Origin of the sequence: Haemophilus parainfluenzae (genome assembly GCF_900450995.1) — a bacterium.
Lineage (GTDB): Bacteria > Pseudomonadota > Gammaproteobacteria > Enterobacterales > Pasteurellaceae > Haemophilus_D > Haemophilus_D parainfluenzae_O.
In genome coordinates this window covers 1,360,065-1,382,765 of the sequence record NZ_UGHY01000002.1, presented here as the reverse complement: position 1 = coordinate 1,382,765, position 22,701 = coordinate 1,360,065, and the positions used below count along the sequence as shown (strand labels likewise).

The window sequence follows — 22,701 nt, the reverse complement described above, 5'->3', positions numbered from 1 at the left end:
TTATTCTATCAGAATTTACACCTTATTTGATAAATAATGTCACCGACTCCAAATGGCTGGTATGCGGGAACATATCAATCATGGCAGTTTTGATGATACAATAACCGAAAGAGCGGAGAATCTCAGCATCTCGTACTAAGGTTGCAGGGTTGCAAGATACGTAAAGAATGCTTTCTGCACCGAGCTCACATAACGCATTCAGTGCAAAAGCAGCGCCACTGCGAGGCGGATCGAGAAGAATTTTATTGAAATGTTGTTTTGCCCAAGGTTGTTCTGAAAAAGCTTGGTCTAAATCGGCTTGATAAAATTCAACATTCTCAATGTGGTTAAACTGTGCATTCAATTGGGCTTTTTGAACCATGTCAAAAACACCTTCAATTCCAACCGCACTTTTCACGCGTTTGGCTAAAGGCAACGTGAAATTGCCCATACCACAAAATAAATCTAAGACATGATCATCCTGATTCAAATTAAACCAATCTAAAGCAGTCTCAACCATTTGTTGATTTAAGTGGGTATTCACTTGAATAAAATCGCGGATATCAAAAGATAAATGAATATCGTCTAACGTATAATAAGGCATTTCACCATGCACAAGTTGGATACCTTGATCATCTTGCAGGAACAAATTGACGGCATTTACACGAGCAAACTCAAGCAACAAAGTGCGGTCAGTTTCGGCTAGATTTCCTTTATAGCGTAACAACATAGCGACGCCATTCTCAGCAGAAACCAATTCAATATGCCCTAATTGTTTCGGGGCTGAATATTGCGCCCAAAGTGCGGTCAATTTGGGGATAAGATGATTAATCACAGGCTCTACGACTAAGCATTTCTGAATGCTCACTAACTGATTGGAGTTTTTCTGACGAAATCCCATTTCAACGGTTTTGTTTTTGGCATTCCACAGCAAGCTTAATCGTACACGACGACGATAAGCCCATTGGTCACCACAAATCATGGACATTAATTGAATAGACTCTGCTTGTAGTTTACTTAAACGAGAAAAAAGAGCCTTTTCTTTCGCTTTACGCTGCATTTCTACAGGAATATGCTGGCCTTGGCATCCACCACAACGGCCATAATAAGTACATTGAGGCTCAACACGCTGATTATTCTCTCGTAGCCATTTTTGAGCAGTGGCTAATCCATATTGACGTTTTTCATCGGTCACTACCGCTTCTACTTTTTCCGTTGGCAAAGCATTTTCAATGAACCAAGTTTTACCTTGAATTTTGGCGACACCTAATCCTTGATAATCTAAATCCTGAATTTCTGCGACGATTCTTTGCGTGGTTTTCTGTTTTTTTTGTGGAGCGTAAAGTAAAGCCATGATGATGTTTTAATCTATTTGTATCAAAGAAAGGGATTATTTTAAATAAAGTACATTTTGCGTAAATAATTCTCGGCTTTTCAGCGGCTTATCACCTAAATAAGGTTTAAGCGCAATGCGAGTAAAACGTTTTGCCGCTTGCAAGACTGCCTCATTGGTAAATTCCAAACGCTCAAAGGCGAGTAAGTCTCGACCATAAAAGGTCAAGTTATCTTTTACTAACGAGGTGATAAAACCCTTTTCCGAACGATATTGGTAAGTCATTGACTCATCCACTGGCAAACCTGATCCAGCACAATGCAGAAAATCAATGCCATAACCTAAAATTTTAAGTAGATGAAATTCAAATAAGCGTAATGTAGGTTCAACCTGTGGCTGAGTTGCTAAGCCTGTCAAGCATTGTAGATAATGCTGAAAAAGCTGTGGATTGGCCGTTTCTGGCTCGATGACACGCGTAATCAATTCATTAACATAAAACCCGCTGTATAAAGCCGTTTGCTGCAAAGGTAATGTAATCGCGGCCGGTTCAGCTTTGGTGAGTGTTTTTAATGCGCCTTTCCCTGACCAACGCAGAAGTAATGGGGTAAAAGGCTGTAAGACAGATTTCCACGCAGAACGCTTCGCGCGTGCGCCTTTTGCAATAACAGTTAAACGGCCTGTTTCTTCAGTGAATAAATCCACTAAAAGGCTAGTTTCACTATAAGGACGACGATGCAATACAAAGCCGCGTTGGAGATCCATACAAGAATTATTTGCCTGATTTTAATTCACTTGGTTGTTTCACACAGTGTTCTGCGAGCACCTCACCTACGCTAGTTTGTAATCGACTGAAGTCATCGCGCTCCTGCCAATACCAACGAATATTCGCATAATTTCTACCACGTTCAGAAATCACACGCGTCAGTTTTTCTGTCACATCATTATAGGTTACCGTGACCTGACTAAGTGTTTTTTTACTTTTCTGTTTTTGCTTGGTATGAACCACACTCACTTCTTTATTGTCTTTGCACAAATAAACGGTTGTTAAACCCTTTTGGGATTTTTTATCAACGGTTTGCACTTTCATTTTCTGTGGTGTGGCTTTATTGAACTCAACACTCTGCGAGCATGCGGAAAGCCAAAGTGCGGTCAAAATTACGCTTATTTTTTTTAACATGAATCCTATTTCCATCAAGGTTTGTTTATGATTGCTCACTTTATAAAATGAGCAAGGATAAACAATCTCAGCTAGAAAAATGGGCGATTGCTCGCCCACTAAAGATTATTTTATATATTGGTATGAACCATCAGCTTGACGAATGAACTTGCCACCATTTGATAAACGAAGCTCACTCACTCGACCTTGACTATTCACTGAAACCTGTACTTTGTCACCAGGCTTAAAGCTGCTTAATGCACTACCAGCACCGCTTGCTTTTGTCATCGCATTCACATCTGAAATATTCAATTTATTATCACGGAATACTTGCATCAGTGAAACACCTTGAGGCACAGTTAATGTTTTTGTTGCACCGGTTGAAGCTGTTTGAGCTACTGGTTCTGCAGCTTTCACAGTCTTGTTGGTTGCGGATTTCGCTTCCACAATTTGAACCTTACTGTCTTTAGTATCAACTGGTTTCGCTTCTTGAATTTTGCTTGACTCTTTTTTCACGGTTTGAGTCGGTTGAGCTGTCACTTTTTCAGCTACAGGTTTAGGTTGTTTTTTCTCTTGAACCACAGGTGTCTGTTCACGACGAGGTTCTGCTTTATGCTCAACTGTTGCGGTATGTTTTTCTACAGTGGGTTGTACTGTTTTCACTGGTTCTTTAACTGGTGCAGGAGCAACAACTGGTTGAACTGGCGCAGGTTGAGTGGCCGGCTGTTGAGTAACAGTTTGTTGTGCAGGCTCTGCAGGTTGTGATTTAGCAGCATCTGCTTTATCACCTACATATTCCATTGCTGGAGGTGTATCTGATTTAGCGTCATTTGCTGTTTGTTCTGTTGTTGCTGGAGCCGTAGTATTATTATCTAATACTGTAGTTTCAACTGGTTGAGACTGATCCAATGATTGGAATTGAACTGGAATTTCATTACTGTTTTGTTGTTCAAAAGACTCTACCGTATCTGAATTTGGTTTTAGGGTGAAGAAAATGATCAGTAATACCACTAACCCCAAAATAGCAATAAATAAACGGCGATGTTTTTCTGGTAACATTTGTAGAACCTTCCATTTTTCAGGTGATTTCAAACTTGCTGCTGTGGCGGCTGTTGGTGCAACTGTTTCTGCTTGAGTCGTCACTTCTTCCACAATCTCTTCTGCAGGTGAATTTTCAAACATCACTTTTTCTTCCGCTACGTTTTCTACTTGAACATTTTCAACAGACTCTTGAGAGCCGAAAGCATTTGATTGCACTGACTGTTCAGTAGTTTCACTTTGGAATGCTTGAGAAGGTGAAAAAGGTTGGCTTGCTGCCGCACCAAAAGTTGGTTCGCGACGAACATGGAATTGTGTATCTGCCTGTTCTTTTTTACCAAATAAACCTTTGGCTTTATCAAAAATTGAGCCACTTTGTTGAACTGGTTTTCTTGGTATCACAGAGTCAGAGTGATTAAATCCTAAATCTAATTCATTTTGAGATGAATTGTCGTTAGGTTGATTTTTATTATCCACGGTATTACCTCGATTTGCTAAACTAAAGATCGCACAAAAGTGCGGTGAAAAATTGAATCGTATTTTATCGGATCTTAAGCTGTGTATAAAGTCTTATTTGGCTCGCCACCGATTTCTCGTGCTAATTTGGGCACTAAATAGCCAGAAGTGATCGCCTGCAATTCTTTATAAATTTGTAACGCTTTCTCATCTGAAATATAGAAATGACTTGCCCCTGCACTTTATCCAACAAATGCAAGTAATAAGGCAGGATTCCCGATTGAAACAGCTTATCGCTCAATGCTTTTAATGTATGTGGGTTATCATTCACATCCTTTAAAAGGACTGATTGATTGAGTAACGTGACCTTAGCGCCTGCCAGTTTTTGCATAGCGAAAGCAAGTTCTTCATCAATTTCATTTGGATGATTGATATGTGTCACAAACACTGCTTGTAATGGGCTTTTTAGCAATAAATCACAAAATTCATCCGTAATGCGCTCTGGAATCACGACAGGTAAACGAGAGTGAATACGTAAACGTTGTAAGTGCGGTATTTTTTCAAGGCGTTCTAATAGCCACACCCATTCACTATCCTTCGTCATCATCGGATCGCCGCCTGAAAAAATCACTTCTTCGATTTCAGAATGTACGGCAATATAGTCTATTGCTTGTTGCCAACTGGTTTTATTGCCTGGGTTTTGATCATAAGGAAAATGACGACGGAAGCAATAACGACAATTGACTGCACAGCCCCCTTTTGCCATGAATAGCAAGCGATTTTGGTATTTATGCAGAATATTAGGCACGGCATTTTTTTGCTGCTCATCTAAAGGATCTTGGCCAAAACCCTCCGCTTCAATAAATTCTTGTTGAGCCGTCATCACTTGCAAAAAAAGTGGGTCTTTAGGGTTCCCTTTTTCCATTTTTTCAACAAAAGGCAAAGGCACTCTCATAGCAAAAAGTTTACGAGCAGCGATGTCCTCGGCAAAATCTTCAACGGGCAAATTTAAGGTTTTTAATAAGATTTTCGGATCAGAAATCGCATTTTTTAGGGTTTCTAACCAATTTTGTTCTTCTCTAATCGCAATATTTCGGGTTAAAATACGCACTTTCAAACAATCTCTATTTTTTAGGATATTTTTAATATGGCTACATATACTACCAGTGATTTCAAACCAGGTCTAAAATTTATGCAAGACGGTGAGCCTTGTGTGATCGTTGAAAACGAATTCGTTAAACCAGGTAAAGGCCAAGCTTTTACTCGTACTCGTATTCGTAAATTAATTTCAGGCAAAGTATTAGATGTAAACTTCAAATCTGGTACTTCGGTTGAAGCTGCTGATGTTATGGATCTTAACCTGACTTATTCATACAAAGATGATGCATTCTGGTACTTCATGCACCCAGAAACATTTGAACAATACTCTGCTGATGCAAAAGCAGTAGGTGATGCTGAAAAATGGTTATTAGACCAAGCAGATTGTATCGTGACTTTATGGAACGGTGCGCCAATTACTGTTACCCCACCAAACTTCGTAGAATTAGAAATCATCGATACCGACCCAGGTCTTAAAGGTGATACTGCGGGTACAGGTGGTAAACCTGCAACATTAAGCACTGGTGCAGTGGTGAAAGTACCTCTTTTCGTTCAAATCGGCGAAGTAATCAAAGTTGATACTCGTTCAGGCGAATACGTTTCTCGTGTGAAATAATCTTTCATTGAGAGATAAAAAGATCGGTCAATATTTGATAAATATTGGCCGTTTTTTATTGCCTGCTCATTAGTTTCATAGAGATAAAAAATGCGGTTATTTCTAACCGCACTTTGATTGATTATTTCGCTTTTGAGCCTTCTAATTCTAAAGAAGGTTTTCTATCTGAGTTCACACAAATGATTTGTGCCGCCGCATAAAGCGTTGTATTAGGCTTCAAGCTGATTGTGTATTTCTCTTGTTTTTTCGGTGCAGCACGCAAACCTTCACCCCAGAAATCATCATAAAAATCGGTACGAACTTGGGTTAAATGGTAGTTCTTACAGTTTAAGATTTTATATTGGCGAACAGAACGTGCATAACGTCTAGTTTCGTTTGGATACACATATAAGCCTTTATCCAAATTCACTACCGCATCAAAATGCACTTGGTTTAAATCTTGGTTATCGACCCAAATAGAATCAGCATCAATGTAGTAATTTTTATCTTTTACCAATCGAACATAACCCACTCTATCTTTAGAAGGTGGGCTTAGTTTCACCTCTTCTTGAGGAAGTGGCGGTTGAACAGCTGAACAGCCTGCTAAAAGGGCTACACCTAAAAACGTTAATGCCAATTTTTTCATTTTTCTCTCCTTAAAGCTTACTGAAGCTTGCTGTTTACCGTTTGACACTATCGCCTAGTATTTTACGGTATGTCCGTATCCCTCTAAGATATTTTTGATATGCTCAAGCGACTCTTTTGTCGGAGGCAATACATCTTCGAGTTCATAGTCAAACCCAAGGGTTTTCCATTTGTGGGCGCCTAATCGATGATAAGGAAGAAGTTCGACTTTTTCAATATTGGTCATACCTTCAATAAATTGCCCTAATAAATGAATATCATGGTCGCTATCTGTATAACCGGGTACCACGACATAACGAATCCAGGTTCGCTGATTACGTTTTTGCAGATATTTCGCAAACTCAAGCGTCCGTTTATTTGGTACACCAATCAGGTTTTGGTGCACTTGATCGTTCAGTTCTTTTAAATCAAGCAACACAAGATCGGTTACATCGATTAGTTCATCAATAATGTGATCATAATGACGTACAAACCCATTAGTATCTAAACAAGTATTAATGCCTTCTGCTTTACAAGCTCGGAACCAATCTCGTACAAACTCAGCTTGAAGAATGGCCTCACCACCTGATGCTGTTACACCACCACCGGTCGCATTCATAAAATGGCGATAACTCACCACTTCTTTCATGAGCTCTTCAACACTGATTTCGCGACCACCTTCAAGATCCCAAGTATCACGGTTGTGACAATATTTGCAACGCATTAAACAGCCTTGCATAAATAAAATAAAGCGAATCCCCGGGCCATCCACGGTGCCACAGGATTCAAAAGAATGAATTCTTCCTAAAACAGACATACATAAATTTCCAAAAAATGAATATAGCTAAATTTTACCAAAAATATCGTCTATAAAAAATGAGCCTGACTTAAATCAGGCTCATAATTTTTATGTTCCCGCTAAAGTGCGGTTAAATTTTATCGTGTTTTAGAACGATTCTGTGAATGTACGAGTGACGACGTCTTGTTGTTGCTCTTTAGTTAAAGAGTTGAAACGTACTGCGTAACCAGATACACGAATGGTTAATTGCGGATATTTATCCGGATTTTCCATTGCATCTAATAACATTTCACGGTTTAACACGTTCACATTTAAGTGTTGACCACCTTCTACTTCCGCTTCGTGGTGGAAGTAACCATCCATTAAGCCCGCAAGGTTGCGACGTTGTGCTTCTGGATCTTTACCTAACGCATTTGGTACGATTGAGAAGGTATAAGAAATACCATCTTTCGCGTAAGCAAATGGAAGTTTAGCTACAGAAGTTAATGATGCTACCGCACCTTTTTGGTCACGACCATGCATTGGGTTTGCACCAGGTCCGAATGGCGCGCCTGCACGACGACCATCTGGAGTGTTACCTGTTTTCTTACCATAAACCACGTTAGAAGTAATGGTTAATACAGACTGTGTAGGCACAGCATTGCGGTAAGTTTTAAGTTTTTGAATTTTCTTCATGAAACGTTCAACTAAATCACAAGCGATATCATCTACACGGTTGTCATTATTACCATATTGTGGATATTCACCTTCGATTTCGAAGTCGATCGCTACGTTGCTTGCTACAACATTGCCATCTTTATCTTTGATGTCGCCACGAACAGGTTTAACTTTCGCATATTTAATTGCAGAAAGTGAGTCTGCCGCAACAGAAAGACCTGCGATACCACAAGCCATAGTACGGTATACATCACGATCATGTAATGCCATTAATGCTGCTTCGTATGAATATTTATCGTGCATGTAGTGGATGATGTTTAAGGCTGTCACATATTGTTTTGCCAACCAATCCATAAAGCTGTCCATACGAGTCATTACGGTGTCGAAATCTAACACTTCATCAGTGATTGGTGCAGTTTTCGGACCTACTTGCATACCTAATTTTTCATCGATACCGCCGTTGATTGCGTATAACAATGTTTTCGCTAAGTTTGCACGAGCACCGAAGAATTGCATTTGTTTACCAACAACCATTGGTGATACACAACATGCGATTGCATAGTCATCATTGTTGAAGTCTGGACGCATTAAATCATCGTTTTCGTATTGAACAGATGAGGTATCAATCGATACTTTCGCACAGAAACGTTTGAAGTTTTCAGGTAATTGTTCAGACCAAAGAATCGTTAAGTTTGGTTCTGGAGAAGTACCCATGTTGTAAAGAGTGTGTAAAATACGGAATGTATTTTTGGTTACTAATGTACGGCCATCTAAACCCATACCTGCGATGGTTTCAGTTGCCCACATTGGGTCACCAGAGAATAATTGATCGTATTCAGGTGTACGTAAGAAACGAACCATACGAAGTTTCATGACTAAGTGGTCAACTAATTCTTGCGCTTCAGTTTCAGTAATTTTACCCGCTTTTAAATCACGTTCGATATAGATATCGATAAAGGTTGCAGTACGACCAAATGACATCGCTGCACCGTTTTGTGATTTGATTGCTGCTAAGTAAGCAAAGTACATCCATTGAATTGCTTCTTTAGCATTAGTTGCAGGGTTAGAAATATCGTAACCGTAGCTTGCTGCCATTTGTTTCATTTGGCCTAATGCACGGTGTTGTTCTGCGATTTCTTCACGTAAACGGATAGTTGCTTCAAGATTTACGCCATCTTCTAAGTCTTTTTGTAAAGAAGAGAATTGTGCGTATTTATCTTTCATTAAGAAGTCTACACCGTAAAGTGCTACACGACGGTAGTCACCGATAATACGGCCACGACCGTAAGCATCTGGAAGACCGGTTAATACACCTGATTTACGGCAACGTAAAATATCTGGCGTATAAACATCGAATACACCTTGGTTATGTGTTTTACGGTATTCAGTGAAGATTTTTTTCACTTCAGGATTTAATTCACGACCGTAAACTTTACATGAACCTTCCACCATTTTAATACCACCAAATGGCATAATGGCACGTTTTAATGGAGCATCAGTTTGAAGACCTACGATTTTCTCTAAGTCTTTATTGATATAACCTGGTGCGTGAGAAGTAATCGTTGAAGGCGTATGTTCGTCAAAGTCTAATGGCGCATGTGTGCGGTTTTCAACTTTAATTCCTTCCATTACGGTTTCCCAAAGTTTTGTTGTCGCTTCGGTTGGACCTGCTAAGAAAGAATCATCACCTTCATACGGGGTGTAGTTCTTTTGAATAAAATCACGCACGTTGACGTTTTCTTGCCAATCACCGGCAACGAACCCTGCCCACGCAACTTTTTGTGCTTCATTAAGTTCTGACATAGTCATTTCCTTTTTTAATTGATAAAAAATAAGTCTTGTTTAGTTCGTTAGTACATTAGTGAGCTTTAGTTAAATAACGTTGGAATAAGCCGATACAAACTGCGCCACCCACAATGTTGCCCAACGTTACGGGAATTAAATTCTTCACAATGAAATGATAAAGATCTAAGTCTGCATATTTCATTGGATCTATACCAATTTGTTGCCAAAATTCTGGCGTACTAGAATGAGCTGTAATAATGCCTAGTGGAATCATAAACATATTTGCCACACAGTGTTCAAAACCTGATGCAACAAATAAACCAATCGGCATAATCATAATAAATGCTTTATCTGTAACAGTTTTACCGGAATAAGACATCCATACCGCTACACACACCATAATGTTACATAAAATACCAAGGTTAAATGCTTCAAACCAAGTATGGTGAATCTTATGCTGAGCGGTAGCCAAAATGGTTAAACCCCATTGACCATTTGCTGCCATGGTTTGTCCCCCAAACCAAATCACTGCAGCAATAAATAAACCGCCCACAAAGTTGCCCAAATATACCACAATCCAATTTCGGATCATTTGCGTTGTGGTTATCTTACCGCCTACGCGAGCAACTAAGGTTAAAGTAGAAGAGGTGAATAATTCAGATCCTAAAATTACTACCATAATTACGCCTAAAGAGAAAACTAACCCACCGACTAACTTGGTTAATCCCCAAGGCGCTCCTGCGCTTGCTGTTTGTGTCGTCGTATAGAATACAAAGGCTAAAGCAATACAAGCCCCAGCACTAATACCAGACAGAAATGATAAAAATGGGCGTTTTTGCGCTTTATACGCAGCGACGCTTTCAGCATAATCCGTTGCTTCAACTGGTGTGAGAGCAACAGAAGATTGATTTAAATTTTCTGATGCCATATCTAACTCCAAATAGTTGGTTTATTATTTCTTATACTACAACATAGGTATTCCTATACCCGTTTGGTATTCTACTCTCTTAAAAAACCATTGCAAGGATTCCCCGACTTATTCCAAAAAAATTTGATATTTTGCAAGTTTTGGTAAATTTTCTGTTCAAAAATAAAAAAGCGGAATATCACTATTCCGCTTTTCATATAAAAATAACAACATTAAAACACGATACGATCTCGGTTTTTCTCTAGCGTGGCTTTGCCAATGCCTTGTACTTCAAGTAGTTGTTCTGCCACGGTGAAATTACCATGTTTTTCACGATATTGCACAATGGCTTCTGCTTTTTTCGCCCCAATACCAATCAATGCTTTTTGAATTTCTGATGCACTAGCGGTATTGATATTTAATTTATCACTCACTGTTTGTTGTACAGTTTGTGATGGTGCTTGCACAGCAGTTTGTTGCTGCACTTGCGTTTGCGGTTGAGCCTGCTCTGCTGTCTTTTCTTCTGCAATTGCTTGTGTATTCAACATCGCGCCTGCAATAAATAATGAACTAAATAAATGTTTCATCAATTTCATAAAAATGCCCTTTATTAACAAAAAGTACCGTTGACTCATATCAACAGCGATATTTTTAAGAAACTCCAAAAACACGCAAGAAATTGACCGCACTTTTGCGATCCTGATCGCAAAAATTACATTTAAGCAAATGAAAAAACGACCTTAGCGCACCACCACTGCCGTGCCACTTGCAATCACCATAAACATGCTTTTCGTGCCCACTGTTGTGTAGTTAACTTCCACGCCAACAATAGCATTAGCACCCAAGGCATACGCTTTTTCTTCTAGTTCTTTCAACGCATCTTGACGTGCACGACTAATACGACGCTCATAAACACTAGAACGCCCACCAATCACATCCGTAATGCCAGCAAAGAAATCACGCATGAAATTGGCACCCGCAATCACCTCACCGAAGACGACTTGTTTATATTCTACGATTTGTTTCCCTTCGACATTAGGAGTTGTTGTCACAATCATTTTGTATCCTTAAATTCTCGTTAAAAATTAACCGCACTTTAGACGCTTAATTTTGATTTTAAAACAGCTAATGCCTTCGCACGATGAGAGATTTTCTTTTTCTCTACGGTTTCTAATTCTGCAAAAGTACAGCCTTTTTCTGGGCTAAAAAAGAGCGAATCATAACCAAAGCCATTTTCACCTTTCTCTTCATAAATAATCTTCCCATCACATTCACCTTGAGCAATGATTGGAGAAGGATCACTTGGGTGTTGCAATAACACAATCGTACTCACAAATTTTGCTTGGCGACGTTCAGATGGAACATCGGATAATTCTGTCAGTAATTTTTCACGATTTTTCGCGTCGGCTTCATCACCATCTACTCCAGCATAACGTGCAGAATACAATCCTGGCGCACCATTTAACGCATCTACCACGAGACCGGAATCATCCGCTATTGCCGGCAACCCTGATTTTTCAGCCGCATAGCGTGCTTTAAGGATCGCATTTTCGACAAACGTTAAGCCAGTTTCCTCGGGGCTTTCGATGCCTAAATCCGTTTGAGCAATCACTTCAAAACCGAAATTAGCTAATACATCCGCCATTTCTTTTACTTTGCCTTTATTACCTGTGGCAAGCACAATTTTTTGTTTCATGATTCTGTCCCTCATATCAAACATTGTCTTATTTTAGCATTTCACCAAAAATTTTCGGAATAAATATTGACCTTAACCTTAGGTTAACGTTTATGATTGGTGCTCATTCAGTTATCACATAGGAGAAAAACATGAAAAAACTTATGACTTTTATCACACTTAGCGCTGCTGCAGTTTCAATTTATGCCCAAGCTAATGAACAACCGCATCAAGCACACATGAATATGCCAATGTCGACAGATTCTGCAATGCAACAAGAATTTATGCAAGGTATGAATCAAATGCATCAAGACATGATGGCAGCTGCGCAATATAAAGATCCTGATGTTGCTTTTGCAGCAGGTATGTTGCCACACCATATTGGTGCAGTAAAAATGGCAGAAGTTGAATTAAAATACGGAAAAGATCCTGAGATGCGTAAGCTTGCTGAGAATATTATTAACGCTCAACAAGCAGAAATTGAACAAATGCAAAAATGGCTTAAAGTGCACAATAAAAAATAAAATAACACAAAAAAAGTGCGGTAAATTAACCGCACTTTTTTAATAGAATTAGTTTACTTCTTTTATTCTTAACTCTTTTGGCACTTCAAAGAACATATTTTCTTCTAAGCCTTGAAGCTCTTCAATAGTATCGGCACCAAATTCTTTTAATCGACCAATCACGGATTGCACCAACTCTTCAGGTGCTGAAGCGCCTGCTGTTACGCCAATTGTTTCAACGCCTTCAAACCAATCTGCTGCCACATCATTTGGATCATCAATTAATTTTGATTTCACGCCCATACGCGATGCCAACTCAGCTAAACGGTTAGAATTCGATGAGTTTTTTGAGCCTACAACCACGACTAGCTCACATTGTTTCGCTAATTCACGCACTGCTTCTTGGCGATTGGTTGTAGCATAGCAAATATCGTTTTTATGTGGGCCTTGAATAGCAGGATATTTGTCTTTCAATGCACTGATAGTTTCCGCCGTATCATCAAGAGAAAGTGTGGTTTGCGTCATAAAGGTTAAATCATCACTTTCTTGAACCGGCAAACGAGCAATATCTTCCACGCTTTCAATTAAGAAAATACCACCTTCCTCGTTGTTGTACTGTCCCATTGTGCCTTCCACTTCGGGATGGCCTTTGTGTCCGATCAAAATCGCTTTCGTCCCTTTACGGCTTGCACGAGCCACTTGCATATGCACTTTGGTTACCAACGGACAAGTTGCATCAAATACTTTTAACTGACGATCTTTCGCTTCCTGACGAACGGCTTGTGACACGCCGTGGGCGGAAAAAATCACAATAGCACCATCGGGCACTTCACTTAATTCTTCCACAAAAATCGCCCCACGATCACGCAAACCATTCACCACAAAACGGTTATGCACCACTTCATGACGGACATAAATTGGTGCACCATGAATTTCAAGCGCTAATTCAACAATGCTAATGGCTCGATCGACACCCGCGCAAAATCCACGAGGGTTAGCTAAAATTATCTTCATTTTTGACCGCTCTTTTTATCACCTTTAAAGGCATCTAATGCTAATAAACCCGCACCAATACAAATCGCAATATCTGCCACATTGAATACCGGATAATGATAAATATCCCAATAAAAATCTAAGAAATCCACCACAAAACCGTTATACGCACGGTCCACCATATTGGCTAACGCACCACCAATAATCAGCGCATAAGCTGAGTTTTGTAATTTTTGTTCTGCAGAATTCTTTTTCATAAAATAAGCCAGCATCAAAGAAATCCCGATTGCTAGCACGATAAAGAAATATTTCTGCCAACCATCATGTTCAGCAAGAAAACTAAACGCTGCGCCATAGTTACGCACATAGGTTAAATTAAAAACGGGCAATATGTTCACACTTTCATAGAGATCAAAGCGTTGCACTACGATATATTTGGTCAGTAAATCAAGGATAAATGCGACCGCACTTAACCAAAGGAATGAAAGTCCTGTTTTATTTTTTGTCATAGGAAATTATCTGTCTTTATAAATGGACGATGATTTTAACAACTCGAATAGCCTTTATAAAGCAAAAGGCATCAAATTATAAAAGGCGAACACATTGGTTCGCCTTGCAATGTTAATTACTTTTTCTTCACCGGTCTTTGCCAACCTTGAATATGACGTTGCGGCACACGAGTAATCACAAGCTCATCTTTCTCAATATTTTGAGTAATCGTTGAGCCTGCACCGATCGTTGCGCCATCTGCCACAGTAACTGGCGCGACTAATTGTGTATCAGAACCTACGAATACATTGTTACCAATGATTGTTTTAAATTTATTCGCACCGTCATAGTTACAAGTAATGACACCTGCACCAATATTACAGTTTTCACCGATTTCAGTATCACCCACATAAGTGAGGTGGTTTACTTTAGAGCCTTTACCCACTGTGGATTTTTTAATTTCTACAAAGTTGCCCACATGAGTTTCAGCGGCTAATTCAGCACCTGGACGTAAACGAGAGAATGGACCAATTGCCGCTTTCTCACCAATTGTCGCATCTTCTAAAACAGAATAAGGTTTGATTTCAACATCATCACCAATGGTCACATTTTTCAATACGCAGCCAGCGCCAATTTTCACGCGGTCGCCTAAACGTACATTACCTTCCACAATCACATTTACATCAATTTCAACATCTTTACCGTGTTCTAATGTACCACGTAAATCAAAACGCTCTGGGTCAATTAACATCACGCCTGCAAGTAAAAGTTTTTCTGCTTGTTTGCGTTGATAATAGCGTTCCATTTTGGCTAATTGTAGGCGGTTATTCACCCCTTCAACTTCCATAAAATCAGTTGCTTGAACAGCTACAATCGGACAACCATCTTGATGAGCTAAGCCAATTACATCAGTAATATAAAACTCGCCTTGTGCATTATTATTATCTAAACGCGCTAGCCATTTTTTGAAACTTGCACCATCTGAAACTAACACACCTGTATTAATCTCTTGAATTTTGAGTTGCTCAGGCGTTGCATCTTTTTGTTCAACAATCCCTACAACTTTGCCATTTTCACGTACAATTCGACCATAACCTGTTGGGTTATCTAATACGACCGTTAACACTGCGATACCATTTTCAGGTTTCGCATCGATTAATTTTTGCAATGTTTCCGGTGTAATCATTGGGCCATCGCCATACACCATTAAAACATTTTCATCATCACGGAAAAAAGGCATCGCTTGTTGCATAGCATGTCCTGTACCCAATTGTTCCGCTTGGAATACCCAGTTCACGCTTTCATTTGCCAAACGTTCACGCATTAATTCGCCACCGTGACCATAAATTAAGTGCACGTTTTCCGCACCTAATTGATTTGCCGTATCGATCACATGTTTTACCATCGGTTTTCCTGCCACTTTGTGCAAGACTTTTGGTAAATCAGAATACATACGAGTGCCTTTACCGGCGGCTAAAATCACCACGCTTAATGCTTTATTTGTCATAAATTCTTCTCTTCTTTATAAAAAATTTGGGCGTATTCTATCGTAGAAAGGGTTGAATGATAAGTTGTTTATCTTTTTCAAGAAAATTCTATAATACTAAAGACTCTTCAATCTACAGAGGTTTATATGCGCAATCGGGATGAAATAATCTTACAACTACTAAATCACCAAGGTAAAGTAAGCGTACAAGAACTCGCTCAACAATGTGAAATGTCAGTAGAAACTATCCGTAGAGATCTCAATCGATTAGAAAAAAAAGTTTACTATATCGTACTCATGGTGGCGCTGTTAGCGGAAAAACGAATGATATTGGATCTTTTTTTCAAATACGACAACATGTCAACTCCATAGCCAAACGCCATATTGCTAAAAACGCTCTTGAATTGCTCTATGAAAATGCAGTAATTGGACTTGATGCTAGCTCTACTAGTTGGTATTTTGCATACCTAATGCCTGATATTCCCTGCACAGTTGTAACAAACTCAATTTTTAACATCAACGCATTAGTGAACAAGCCAAATATCAAAACAATTGTTACTGGTGGTGTCTACTCTCGAAAATATGAAGCCTTTTACGGTCCATTATCTGAATATTTATTACAGCGTTTGCATATCAACTTTTCTATTTTTTCCTGTTCTGGTATTGATAACGAAGGAAATATTTGGGAATCAAATGAATTAAATGCGTCGATAAAACGAAAGATGATGGATGCATCAGAAAAATGTTATCTACTCGTAGATCAATCAAAATTTGAGAAAAAAAGCCTAATCCAATTAAGCGAATTAAATAAAATAAACACTATCTTTACTGATTCAGCCCTCTCAACTCCCTTACAAAAATATTGTGATAAAGCAGATGTATTGACCGTTCTATAGATAAAAATGCCCGATTTAACCGTTAAACATTTGAATATTGGTTAATCGGGTATTAATTTTATAAAAAAACAACACTTTTGTGTGATCTTTCTCACAAATATGAAATCAATTTGGATTTTACCCTATCTTCTCTCATTCTTTTTATCAAAAATAATACCAGGTTAAGTCGATATCAACTTATTCACATTTCATCATAAATGTTAAACATAAAAGGAGGACTTTATGATGACATCTATCACTCAATCAAATCGAGTAAAAATCGGTATCCGCCCAACTATTGATGGTCGTCGCATGGGTGTACGCGAATCATTAGAAGATCAAACCATGAGCATGGCGAAATCCGTTGCTGAATTATTACAAAGCCACATTCGCCATACGGACGGCGCTTTCGTTGAATGCGTTATTGCCGATACCTGTATTGGTGGTGTAGCAGAAGCTGCCGCCTGCGCCGATAAATTTAAACATGAAAATGTAGGCTTAACCATTACCGTCACCCCTTGCTGGTGCTACGGTTCCGAAACTATCGACATGGATCCGCATATGCCAAAAGCCATTTGGGGCTTTAACGGCACTGAACGTCCAGGCGCTGTTTATTTAGCGGCAGCCCTCGCAGGTCATTCTCAATTAGGCTTACCAGCTTTCTCCATTTATGGTACGGAAGTACAAGAAGCTGATGACACAAGCATCCCATCTGACGTTAAAGAAAAACTATTACGCTTTGCTCGTGCCGGTCTTGCGGTTGCGACTATTCGCGGCAAATCATACTTATCTATCGGTTCCGTTTCCATGGGTATCGCCGGTTCTATCGTCAACCAACAATTCTTCCAAGAATACCTCGGTATGCGTAACGAATATGTGGACATGACCGAAATCAAACGCCGCTTGGATCGCAAAATTTACGATCAGGAAGAAATGGATTTAGCGCTTTCTTGGGTGAAACAATATTGCAAAGACGGTATTGACGTAAACAGCCCGGAAAATCAACGCTCCCCGGAAGAACGCGCCGAACTTTGGGAAAATGTGGTGAAAATGACCATTATCGCCCGTGATTTAATGGTGGGTAATCCGAAATTGGCAAAATTAAACTTTGGCGAAGAAGCTCTCGGTCACAATGCTATTGCTGCCGGTTTCCAAGGTCAACGCCATTGGACCGACCATTTACCGAACGGTGACTTTATGGAAGCCATGCTAAATTCCACTTACGACTGGAACGGCGTGCGCCCGCCATACATTCTTGCGACCGAAAACGACAGTTTGAACGCGGTTTGTATGTTGCTTGGTAATCAGCTCACCGGTCAGGCACAAATCTTTGCCGACGTACGGACTTACTGGAGCCCAGATTCCGTAGAACGCGTTACCGGTTTCCGTCCGGAACAAGGCTTCCTGCATTTAATTAACTCCGGTTCCGCTGCCCTTGACGGTACAGGTCAACATAAAGATGCCAATGGCAACCCAACCATCAAACCGGCATGGGAAGTCACGGAAGAAGACGGCAAACGTTGTTTGGAACATACCCGTTGGTGTCCTGCGGTACACGAATACTTCCGTGGGGGCGGTTTATCCTCTCAATTCTTAACCAAAGGCGGCATGCCGTTCACCATGCACCGCATTAACCTCATCAAAGGCTTAGGCCCTGTGCTACAAATTGCTGAAGGTTGGTCCATTGATTTACCGAAAGAAATCAATGATGCGCTTGACCATCGTACAAATGAAACTTGGCCGACAACTTGGTTTGTGCCTCGCTTGACAGGTAAAGGTGCATTTAACGACGTATATTCTGTGATGGCGAACTGGGGCGCTAACCACTGTGTTGCAACTTACGGTCACATCGGCGCAGACCTCATCACGTTGGCTTCCATGTTACGCATTCCAGTTTGCATGCACAACGTTGAAGATGCCGACGTGTTCCGCCCAAGCTCTTGGAACGGTTTCGGTCAAGACAAAGAAGGTCAGGACTACCGCGCCTGCAAAAACTTCGGACCGCTTTATAAATAAACCTATGGCCGGCGCGCACCTAGGTGCGTACCATCATCCCATAAAAATTCAAACAAAAGTGCGGTTGAAAAAACAAATGAATTTTTGACCGCACTTAGGAGAACTTTTATGTCTATCGTACTGATTTTTGATTGCGGCGCGACCAATTTACGTACTATCGCCATGAATGACAAAGGCAAAGTCGTGGCGTCCCATCACCTTGCCAACAATACCCAACAAGGCAGCGAATCGCCTGATTATCATATTTGGGATTTTGAAGAAATTTGGCAAAAATTAACGGTGTGTGCGGATAATACAATCGCTCAATTAAAGCAACAACAGGTTGATTTAAAAGAAATCGTAGGCATTTCCGTCACTACGTTCGGCGTGGACGGCGCACCATTTGATAAAAACGGGCAACAACTTTATCCGATTATTTCGTGGAAATGCCCGCGAACGGTGCCAGTGATGGAAAATCTCCCTCAGTTGCTAGACATAAAAGCCCTTTATCAACGTAACGGTATCGGACAATACAGCTTCAATACCTTATTCAAACTGCTTTGGTTGAAAGAAAACAAACCGGATATTTTCCAAAAAATGGATAAATTCGTGTTCATTTCTTCCATGCTAACCCAACGTTTAACTGACAAATTTACCACCGACCACACCATGGCTGGCACATCCATGATGACCCGTCTCGCTACAGGAAATTGGGACGAGGACATTTTAAAACTGCTCGGTTTAAGCCAAAAACACTTTCCACCATTACATAACGCAGGTGAAAAAGTGGGAGTGTTAACTAGTGCACTTGCCGACCATTGGGGCTTAAATCGCATTCCCGTGATTTCCTGCGGTCACGACACCCAATTTGCCGTATTTGGTTCCGGTGCGGGATTGAATCAACCAGTACTCAGTTCAGGCACGTGGGAAATCTTAATGGCCCGCACGGAACACGCCGAACCACAATTTGATTTTGTGCCTCAAGGCTTAACCACCGAATTTGACGCTCAGCAGAATTGTTTTAACCCCGCCGTGCAATGGGTCGGTTCAGGCATTATGGAATGGCTCGGTAAATTGTTGTTCGCCGATGTACATGGCACTGACCAATATTACCCGACCATGATCGCCGAAGGCTCCGCTGCAGCTGAAAAAGGCATGCAAAGTGCGGTCAATTTTCAGGGTGTTTTTAGCCAACTTGGACAAGGCAATATCAGCGGACTTTCTATGTTCTCCTCTCGTGGAGAAATCTACCTTGCTGCGCTTTATTACATGGCAAACCAACTCAAACAGGGCTTAGAGGTATTACAACAAGTCAGTCATTTCAAAGCGGAAAGTTTGCTTTGCGTTGGCGGTGGCTCGAAAAACCCACTCTGGAACCAAATCCGTGCAGATGTTTTAGGTTTACCGATTGATGTCGTGGATATCGCAGAAAGCACTGTGCTCGGCGCGGCAATGTTCACCTTCGCGGGCATTGGGATATACCTAACTCCGGAACAAGCACAGAAAGCAATGCAACCAAATAGAAAGCGGATTTATCCATCAGCATAATTACATTTTGTTAAAACAGTAAGTCGCACATACAGATTTTCACTTGATAAACAAATGAGGGACATCTATGAAGCACTATTATTCAGCAACTTGGGATTCCATAAAAACCCATCGTTTACCTGATTGGTATGATGATTATAAATTCGGTATTTTTATTCATTGGGGAATTTACTCTGTTCCGGCTTATGCGCCGTTAACCTGGGAACTAGGTGAAGTCGATGTTGATGAACAATGGTTCTGCAATAATCCGTATGCCGAATGGTACTTTAATTCCATTAATGTAAAACGCGGACCAACCTACGAGCACCATCTCAAAACCTATGGCAAAGATTTTGCATATCGTGATTTTCTACCAATGTGGAAAGCGGAGAAATGGCAACCTACCGAATGGGCAAAGTTATTCCGTGAAATAGGGGCAAAATATGTGGTTTTAACTACGAAACACCACGATGGTTTCTGTTTATTTCCAAGCCAATATACCTACTATCATTGCCTGAATTATGGACCTAAACGGGACATTATGGGTGAATTGACTGAAGCCGTCAGAACGGAAGGATTAAAAATGGGTGCCTATTATTCCGGCGTTATTGACTGGACCTTCTCTTCCGCACCAATTTTCACTGAAAGCCAAAATATGTCTAATGCCTGCCCAACCTATGCTTACGCAGATTACGCATACAACCATTGCAAAGAATTAATTGATCGATATAAACCTTCCATACTTTGGAATGATATTGGCTGGCCGAAGCAAGGTGAGCACATGTTACCGAGTTTATTTGCTTACTACTACAACCAAGTAGAGGACGCTGTTTTAGATAACCGTTGGAACGATTTATGGGGAGATTTCGCACACAAAGAATACAAACAGGGTGAAGCCTCTCGTAACAAAAAATGGGAAATGTGCCGGGGTTTAGGACTTTCTTTCGGCTATAACCAAAATGAAACCGATGACAGTTTAATTTCTGTAAAAAAAACTGATTTCATTGTTGGTTGAAGTAGTCGCCAATAACGGTAACTTATTGCTCAATGTGGGACCAAAAGCTGACGGTACTATACCGGAAGGTCAAATTAGTCGCTTAAAAGGATTAGGGCAATGGTTAGCCATTAACGGCGAAGGAATTTATGACACTCGATGCAGTCGATGTGAATCTTATCAACTAGAAAATCTCTCTTTCCATTTCACCTCCAAGGGTCCAGATCGTTATTGTTTCGTTGATGGGCTTAGTGCAGGTAATCAGACATTTGAATTTCCTTGTTCTGTCCAGGTGCATTGTTTAAATCCCGAAGTGAAGTTCTCACAATACATTGAACAGGATCACGTCAAAATTAACCTTGAAAATTACAAGGATGATTGGCAAGTGCTTTGTTTTAAAGCGGTTAACGGGGAATAGGAGAAAAATATGAGTAATTCTTTCAATCAAAAAGTCATCAACTACATGAATGCACACTTGGTTCCGTTTGCAAAACGTCTGGAAAATCAACCGCACATTGCCGGCATTCGGGACGGATTTATTGTGGTATTACCGTTTTTAGTCGTCGGTAGTTTCATTATGATTCTATTAATTCCGCCATTTGATCAGAATACAACAAACAGTTTCGGTATGGCTTGGTGGAAATTTGCCAATTGGGCAAGCGATTACGGTTGGCGATTCTTCCAAATGTCGTTCAACATTATTTCGTTATTAACCTCTGCCAGTATTGCCTACAACCTCGCCAAAGCCTATAAACGAGAACCTTTACCAGCGGCATTTCTGTCCGTCATGACGTTCTTGCTGGTTTCTATGCCGATTAAAGATGGCATGATAGATGTGAAGTTCTTTGGCGGAACTGGATTATTCACTGCAATTTTCGTTGCTATTTATTCCGTAGAACTTACCCGTTTACTGGAAAAATTCAATATTTGTATCCGCCTGCCTAAAGAGGTTCCAACTGCTGTTGCAGAATCACTTAATATTGTTATTCCAATTCTGGCAATGTTACTAACTATCTTCCCATTTGCCTTATATGTGGAACATGCTACCGGAACTATTATTCCGCAATTAATCATGGACTTTATGGCTCCGCTAATTAAAGTTAGTGATTCTTTAGGCGCTATCGTTCTGTTTGTTTTTGCCACCCATTTGCTTTGGTTTTTAGGCATCAATGGTTCACTGGTTTTAATGCAACTCTGGACACCGTTTCTGTTACAAAATATGGCAGCAAACCTTGAAGCTTTACAGGCAGGGCAACCGTTGCCTTATATCATCACCAACTCATTTTGGGATTTCTATGTGGTACACGGTGCCTCCGGTGGCGTTATTGCTCTAGCAATTCTGTTAGTTCGTAGCAAATCCGTACATCTACGCTCTATAGGCAAAATCGGCTTGCTTCCATCTGTATTTTCCATTGGAGAACCTATCGTTTACGGCGTTCCGATGGTAGTTAATCCGACATTCTTCATTCCGTTGATTTTTGCTCCGATTGCGAATGCCGTTATTGCTTATTTAATCCTAGATTTCGATTTAATCCACAGAATCTACCTCATGGCACCATGGACAACACCGGCGCCAATTGGTGCGTATTTGGTTTCAGGCGGTGACATTTGGGCGCCGATACTAAGTACCGCTTTAATCATATTAGATGTCTTTATCTATTACCCATTCTTCAAAGCATACGAAAAAATCTGTATTGCCCGAGAACAACAAGAAGCAAATCATTCATGAAAGAGGTT

The 22,701-nt window shown here is 40.3% G+C and carries 21 protein-coding genes and 2 pseudogenes; 8 read left to right on the top strand and 15 right to left on the bottom strand.

What is annotated here, in order from left to right; genetic code table 11:
* Positions 1-22 precede the first annotated feature (22 nt).
* From rlmD to epmB, 5 genes and pseudogenes are all read right to left on the bottom strand, one after another.
* Positions 23-1,333 (bottom strand): 23S rRNA (uracil(1939)-C(5))-methyltransferase RlmD, encoded by a 1,311-nt coding sequence (rlmD, locus tag DX522_RS07000; RefSeq protein ID WP_115180276.1) that lies wholly within the window; start codon positions 1,331-1,333, stop codon positions 23-25.
* 36 nt (positions 1,334-1,369) lie between these two features.
* Positions 1,370-2,074, bottom strand: coding sequence for a DNA repair protein RecO (gene recO / locus DX522_RS06995; RefSeq protein WP_115180275.1), 705 nt, complete (start codon positions 2,072-2,074; stop codon positions 1,370-1,372).
* Positions 2,075-2,081: 7 nt separating this feature from the next.
* A complete protein-coding gene (locus DX522_RS06990; RefSeq protein WP_115180274.1) occupies positions 2,082-2,489 on the bottom strand; it encodes an MliC family protein in 408 nt (135 codons plus the stop codon).
* A gap of 105 nt (positions 2,490-2,594) precedes the next feature.
* A complete protein-coding gene (gene oapA / locus DX522_RS06985; RefSeq protein ID WP_115180273.1) occupies positions 2,595-3,983 on the bottom strand; it encodes an opacity-associated protein OapA in 1,389 nt (462 codons plus the stop codon).
* Between the two features lie 74 nt (positions 3,984-4,057).
* Positions 4,058-5,073, bottom strand: a pseudogene (gene epmB / locus DX522_RS06980) (EF-P beta-lysylation protein EpmB).
* A 36-nt stretch (positions 5,074-5,109) separates the two neighbouring features.
* On the opposite strand from epmB, the gene efp reads away from it, so the two are divergent.
* Positions 5,110-5,676, top strand: a complete 567-nt coding sequence (gene efp, locus DX522_RS06975; RefSeq protein WP_005695259.1) for an elongation factor P — start codon at positions 5,110-5,112, stop codon at positions 5,674-5,676.
* A 121-nt stretch (positions 5,677-5,797) separates the two neighbouring features.
* On the opposite strand, the gene DX522_RS06970 is transcribed toward efp, so the two are convergent.
* From DX522_RS06970 to rdgB, 7 genes are all read right to left on the bottom strand, one after another.
* The gene (locus DX522_RS06970; RefSeq protein WP_054420262.1) at positions 5,798-6,301 is read right to left on the bottom strand and encodes a surface-adhesin E family protein; all 504 of its coding nucleotides are present in this window, start codon (positions 6,299-6,301) and stop codon (positions 5,798-5,800) included.
* Positions 6,302-6,355: 54 nt separating this feature from the next.
* Positions 6,356-7,096 carry a pyruvate formate lyase 1-activating protein gene (gene pflA, locus DX522_RS06965; protein WP_115180272.1) on the bottom strand — a complete coding sequence of 247 codons (741 nt, stop codon included), beginning with the start codon at positions 7,094-7,096 and terminating at the stop codon, positions 6,356-6,358.
* A 129-nt stretch (positions 7,097-7,225) separates the two neighbouring features.
* The gene (gene pflB / locus DX522_RS06960; RefSeq protein ID WP_262054188.1) at positions 7,226-9,538 is read right to left on the bottom strand and encodes a formate C-acetyltransferase; all 2,313 of its coding nucleotides are present in this window, start codon (positions 9,536-9,538) and stop codon (positions 7,226-7,228) included.
* Positions 9,539-9,593: 55 nt separating this feature from the next.
* The gene (gene focA, locus DX522_RS06955) at positions 9,594-10,448 is read right to left on the bottom strand and encodes a formate transporter FocA (protein WP_115180270.1); all 855 of its coding nucleotides are present in this window, start codon (positions 10,446-10,448) and stop codon (positions 9,594-9,596) included.
* Positions 10,449-10,660: 212 nt separating this feature from the next.
* The gene (locus tag DX522_RS06950) at positions 10,661-11,023 is read right to left on the bottom strand and encodes a helix-hairpin-helix domain-containing protein (protein WP_115180269.1); all 363 of its coding nucleotides are present in this window, start codon (positions 11,021-11,023) and stop codon (positions 10,661-10,663) included.
* A 144-nt stretch (positions 11,024-11,167) separates the two neighbouring features.
* On the bottom strand, positions 11,168-11,485 hold the full coding sequence (locus DX522_RS06945) for a heavy metal-binding domain-containing protein (protein WP_005698058.1): 318 nt from the start codon (positions 11,483-11,485) through the stop codon (positions 11,168-11,170).
* Positions 11,486-11,523: 38 nt separating this feature from the next.
* Positions 11,524-12,123, bottom strand: coding sequence for an RdgB/HAM1 family non-canonical purine NTP pyrophosphatase (gene rdgB, locus DX522_RS06940; RefSeq protein WP_115180268.1), 600 nt, complete (start codon positions 12,121-12,123; stop codon positions 11,524-11,526).
* Positions 12,124-12,254: 131 nt separating this feature from the next.
* Between rdgB and DX522_RS06935 the strand changes: the two genes are divergently transcribed.
* The gene (locus DX522_RS06935; protein WP_115180267.1) at positions 12,255-12,626 is read left to right on the top strand and encodes a DUF305 domain-containing protein; all 372 of its coding nucleotides are present in this window, start codon (positions 12,255-12,257) and stop codon (positions 12,624-12,626) included.
* Positions 12,627-12,674: 48 nt separating this feature from the next.
* Here the strand turns inward: DX522_RS06935 and ispH are convergent, their stop codons facing one another.
* The 3 genes from ispH to glmU all read right to left on the bottom strand — a co-directional run bounded on the left by ispH (position 12,675) and on the right by glmU (position 15,594).
* Positions 12,675-13,619: a 4-hydroxy-3-methylbut-2-enyl diphosphate reductase gene (gene ispH, locus DX522_RS06930; protein WP_115180266.1), complete on the bottom strand. Its 945-nt coding sequence runs from the start codon at positions 13,617-13,619 to the stop codon at positions 12,675-12,677.
* Entirely contained in the window at positions 13,616-14,107 is a 492-nt protein-coding gene (gene lspA / locus DX522_RS06925; protein WP_070852916.1) for a signal peptidase II, read from the bottom strand. The genes ispH and lspA overlap by 4 nt, the downstream gene beginning before the upstream one ends.
* A gap of 116 nt (positions 14,108-14,223) precedes the next feature.
* Positions 14,224-15,594 carry a bifunctional UDP-N-acetylglucosamine diphosphorylase/glucosamine-1-phosphate N-acetyltransferase GlmU gene (gene glmU / locus DX522_RS06920; protein ID WP_049371771.1) on the bottom strand — a complete coding sequence of 457 codons (1,371 nt, stop codon included), beginning with the start codon at positions 15,592-15,594 and terminating at the stop codon, positions 14,224-14,226.
* Between the two features lie 126 nt (positions 15,595-15,720).
* Between glmU and DX522_RS06915 the strand changes: the two are divergent.
* From DX522_RS06915 to DX522_RS06895, 6 genes and pseudogenes are all read left to right on the top strand, one after another.
* A pseudogene (locus tag DX522_RS06915) lies at positions 15,721-16,469 on the top strand (DeoR/GlpR family DNA-binding transcription regulator).
* Positions 16,470-16,694: 225 nt separating this feature from the next.
* Positions 16,695-18,464: an L-fucose isomerase gene (fucI, locus tag DX522_RS06910; protein ID WP_115180900.1), complete on the top strand. Its 1,770-nt coding sequence runs from the start codon at positions 16,695-16,697 to the stop codon at positions 18,462-18,464.
* Positions 18,465-18,572: 108 nt separating this feature from the next.
* Complete coding sequence (gene fucK / locus DX522_RS06905; protein WP_115180265.1) at positions 18,573-19,991, top strand: L-fuculokinase; 1,419 nt, start codon at positions 18,573-18,575, stop codon at positions 19,989-19,991.
* 67 nt (positions 19,992-20,058) lie between these two features.
* The gene (locus DX522_RS06900) at positions 20,059-20,985 is read left to right on the top strand and encodes an alpha-L-fucosidase (RefSeq protein WP_262054185.1); all 927 of its coding nucleotides are present in this window, start codon (positions 20,059-20,061) and stop codon (positions 20,983-20,985) included.
* Complete coding sequence (locus tag DX522_RS11690; protein ID WP_262054184.1) at positions 20,975-21,382, top strand: alpha-L-fucosidase; 408 nt, start codon at positions 20,975-20,977, stop codon at positions 21,380-21,382. Before DX522_RS06900 ends, DX522_RS11690 begins: the two co-directional genes overlap by 11 nt.
* 45 nt (positions 21,383-21,427) lie before the next feature.
* Positions 21,428-22,693, top strand: a complete 1,266-nt coding sequence (locus tag DX522_RS06895) for a PTS sugar transporter subunit IIC (RefSeq protein WP_262054183.1) — start codon at positions 21,428-21,430, stop codon at positions 22,691-22,693.
* The last annotated feature ends 8 nt before the right edge of the window (positions 22,694-22,701 follow it).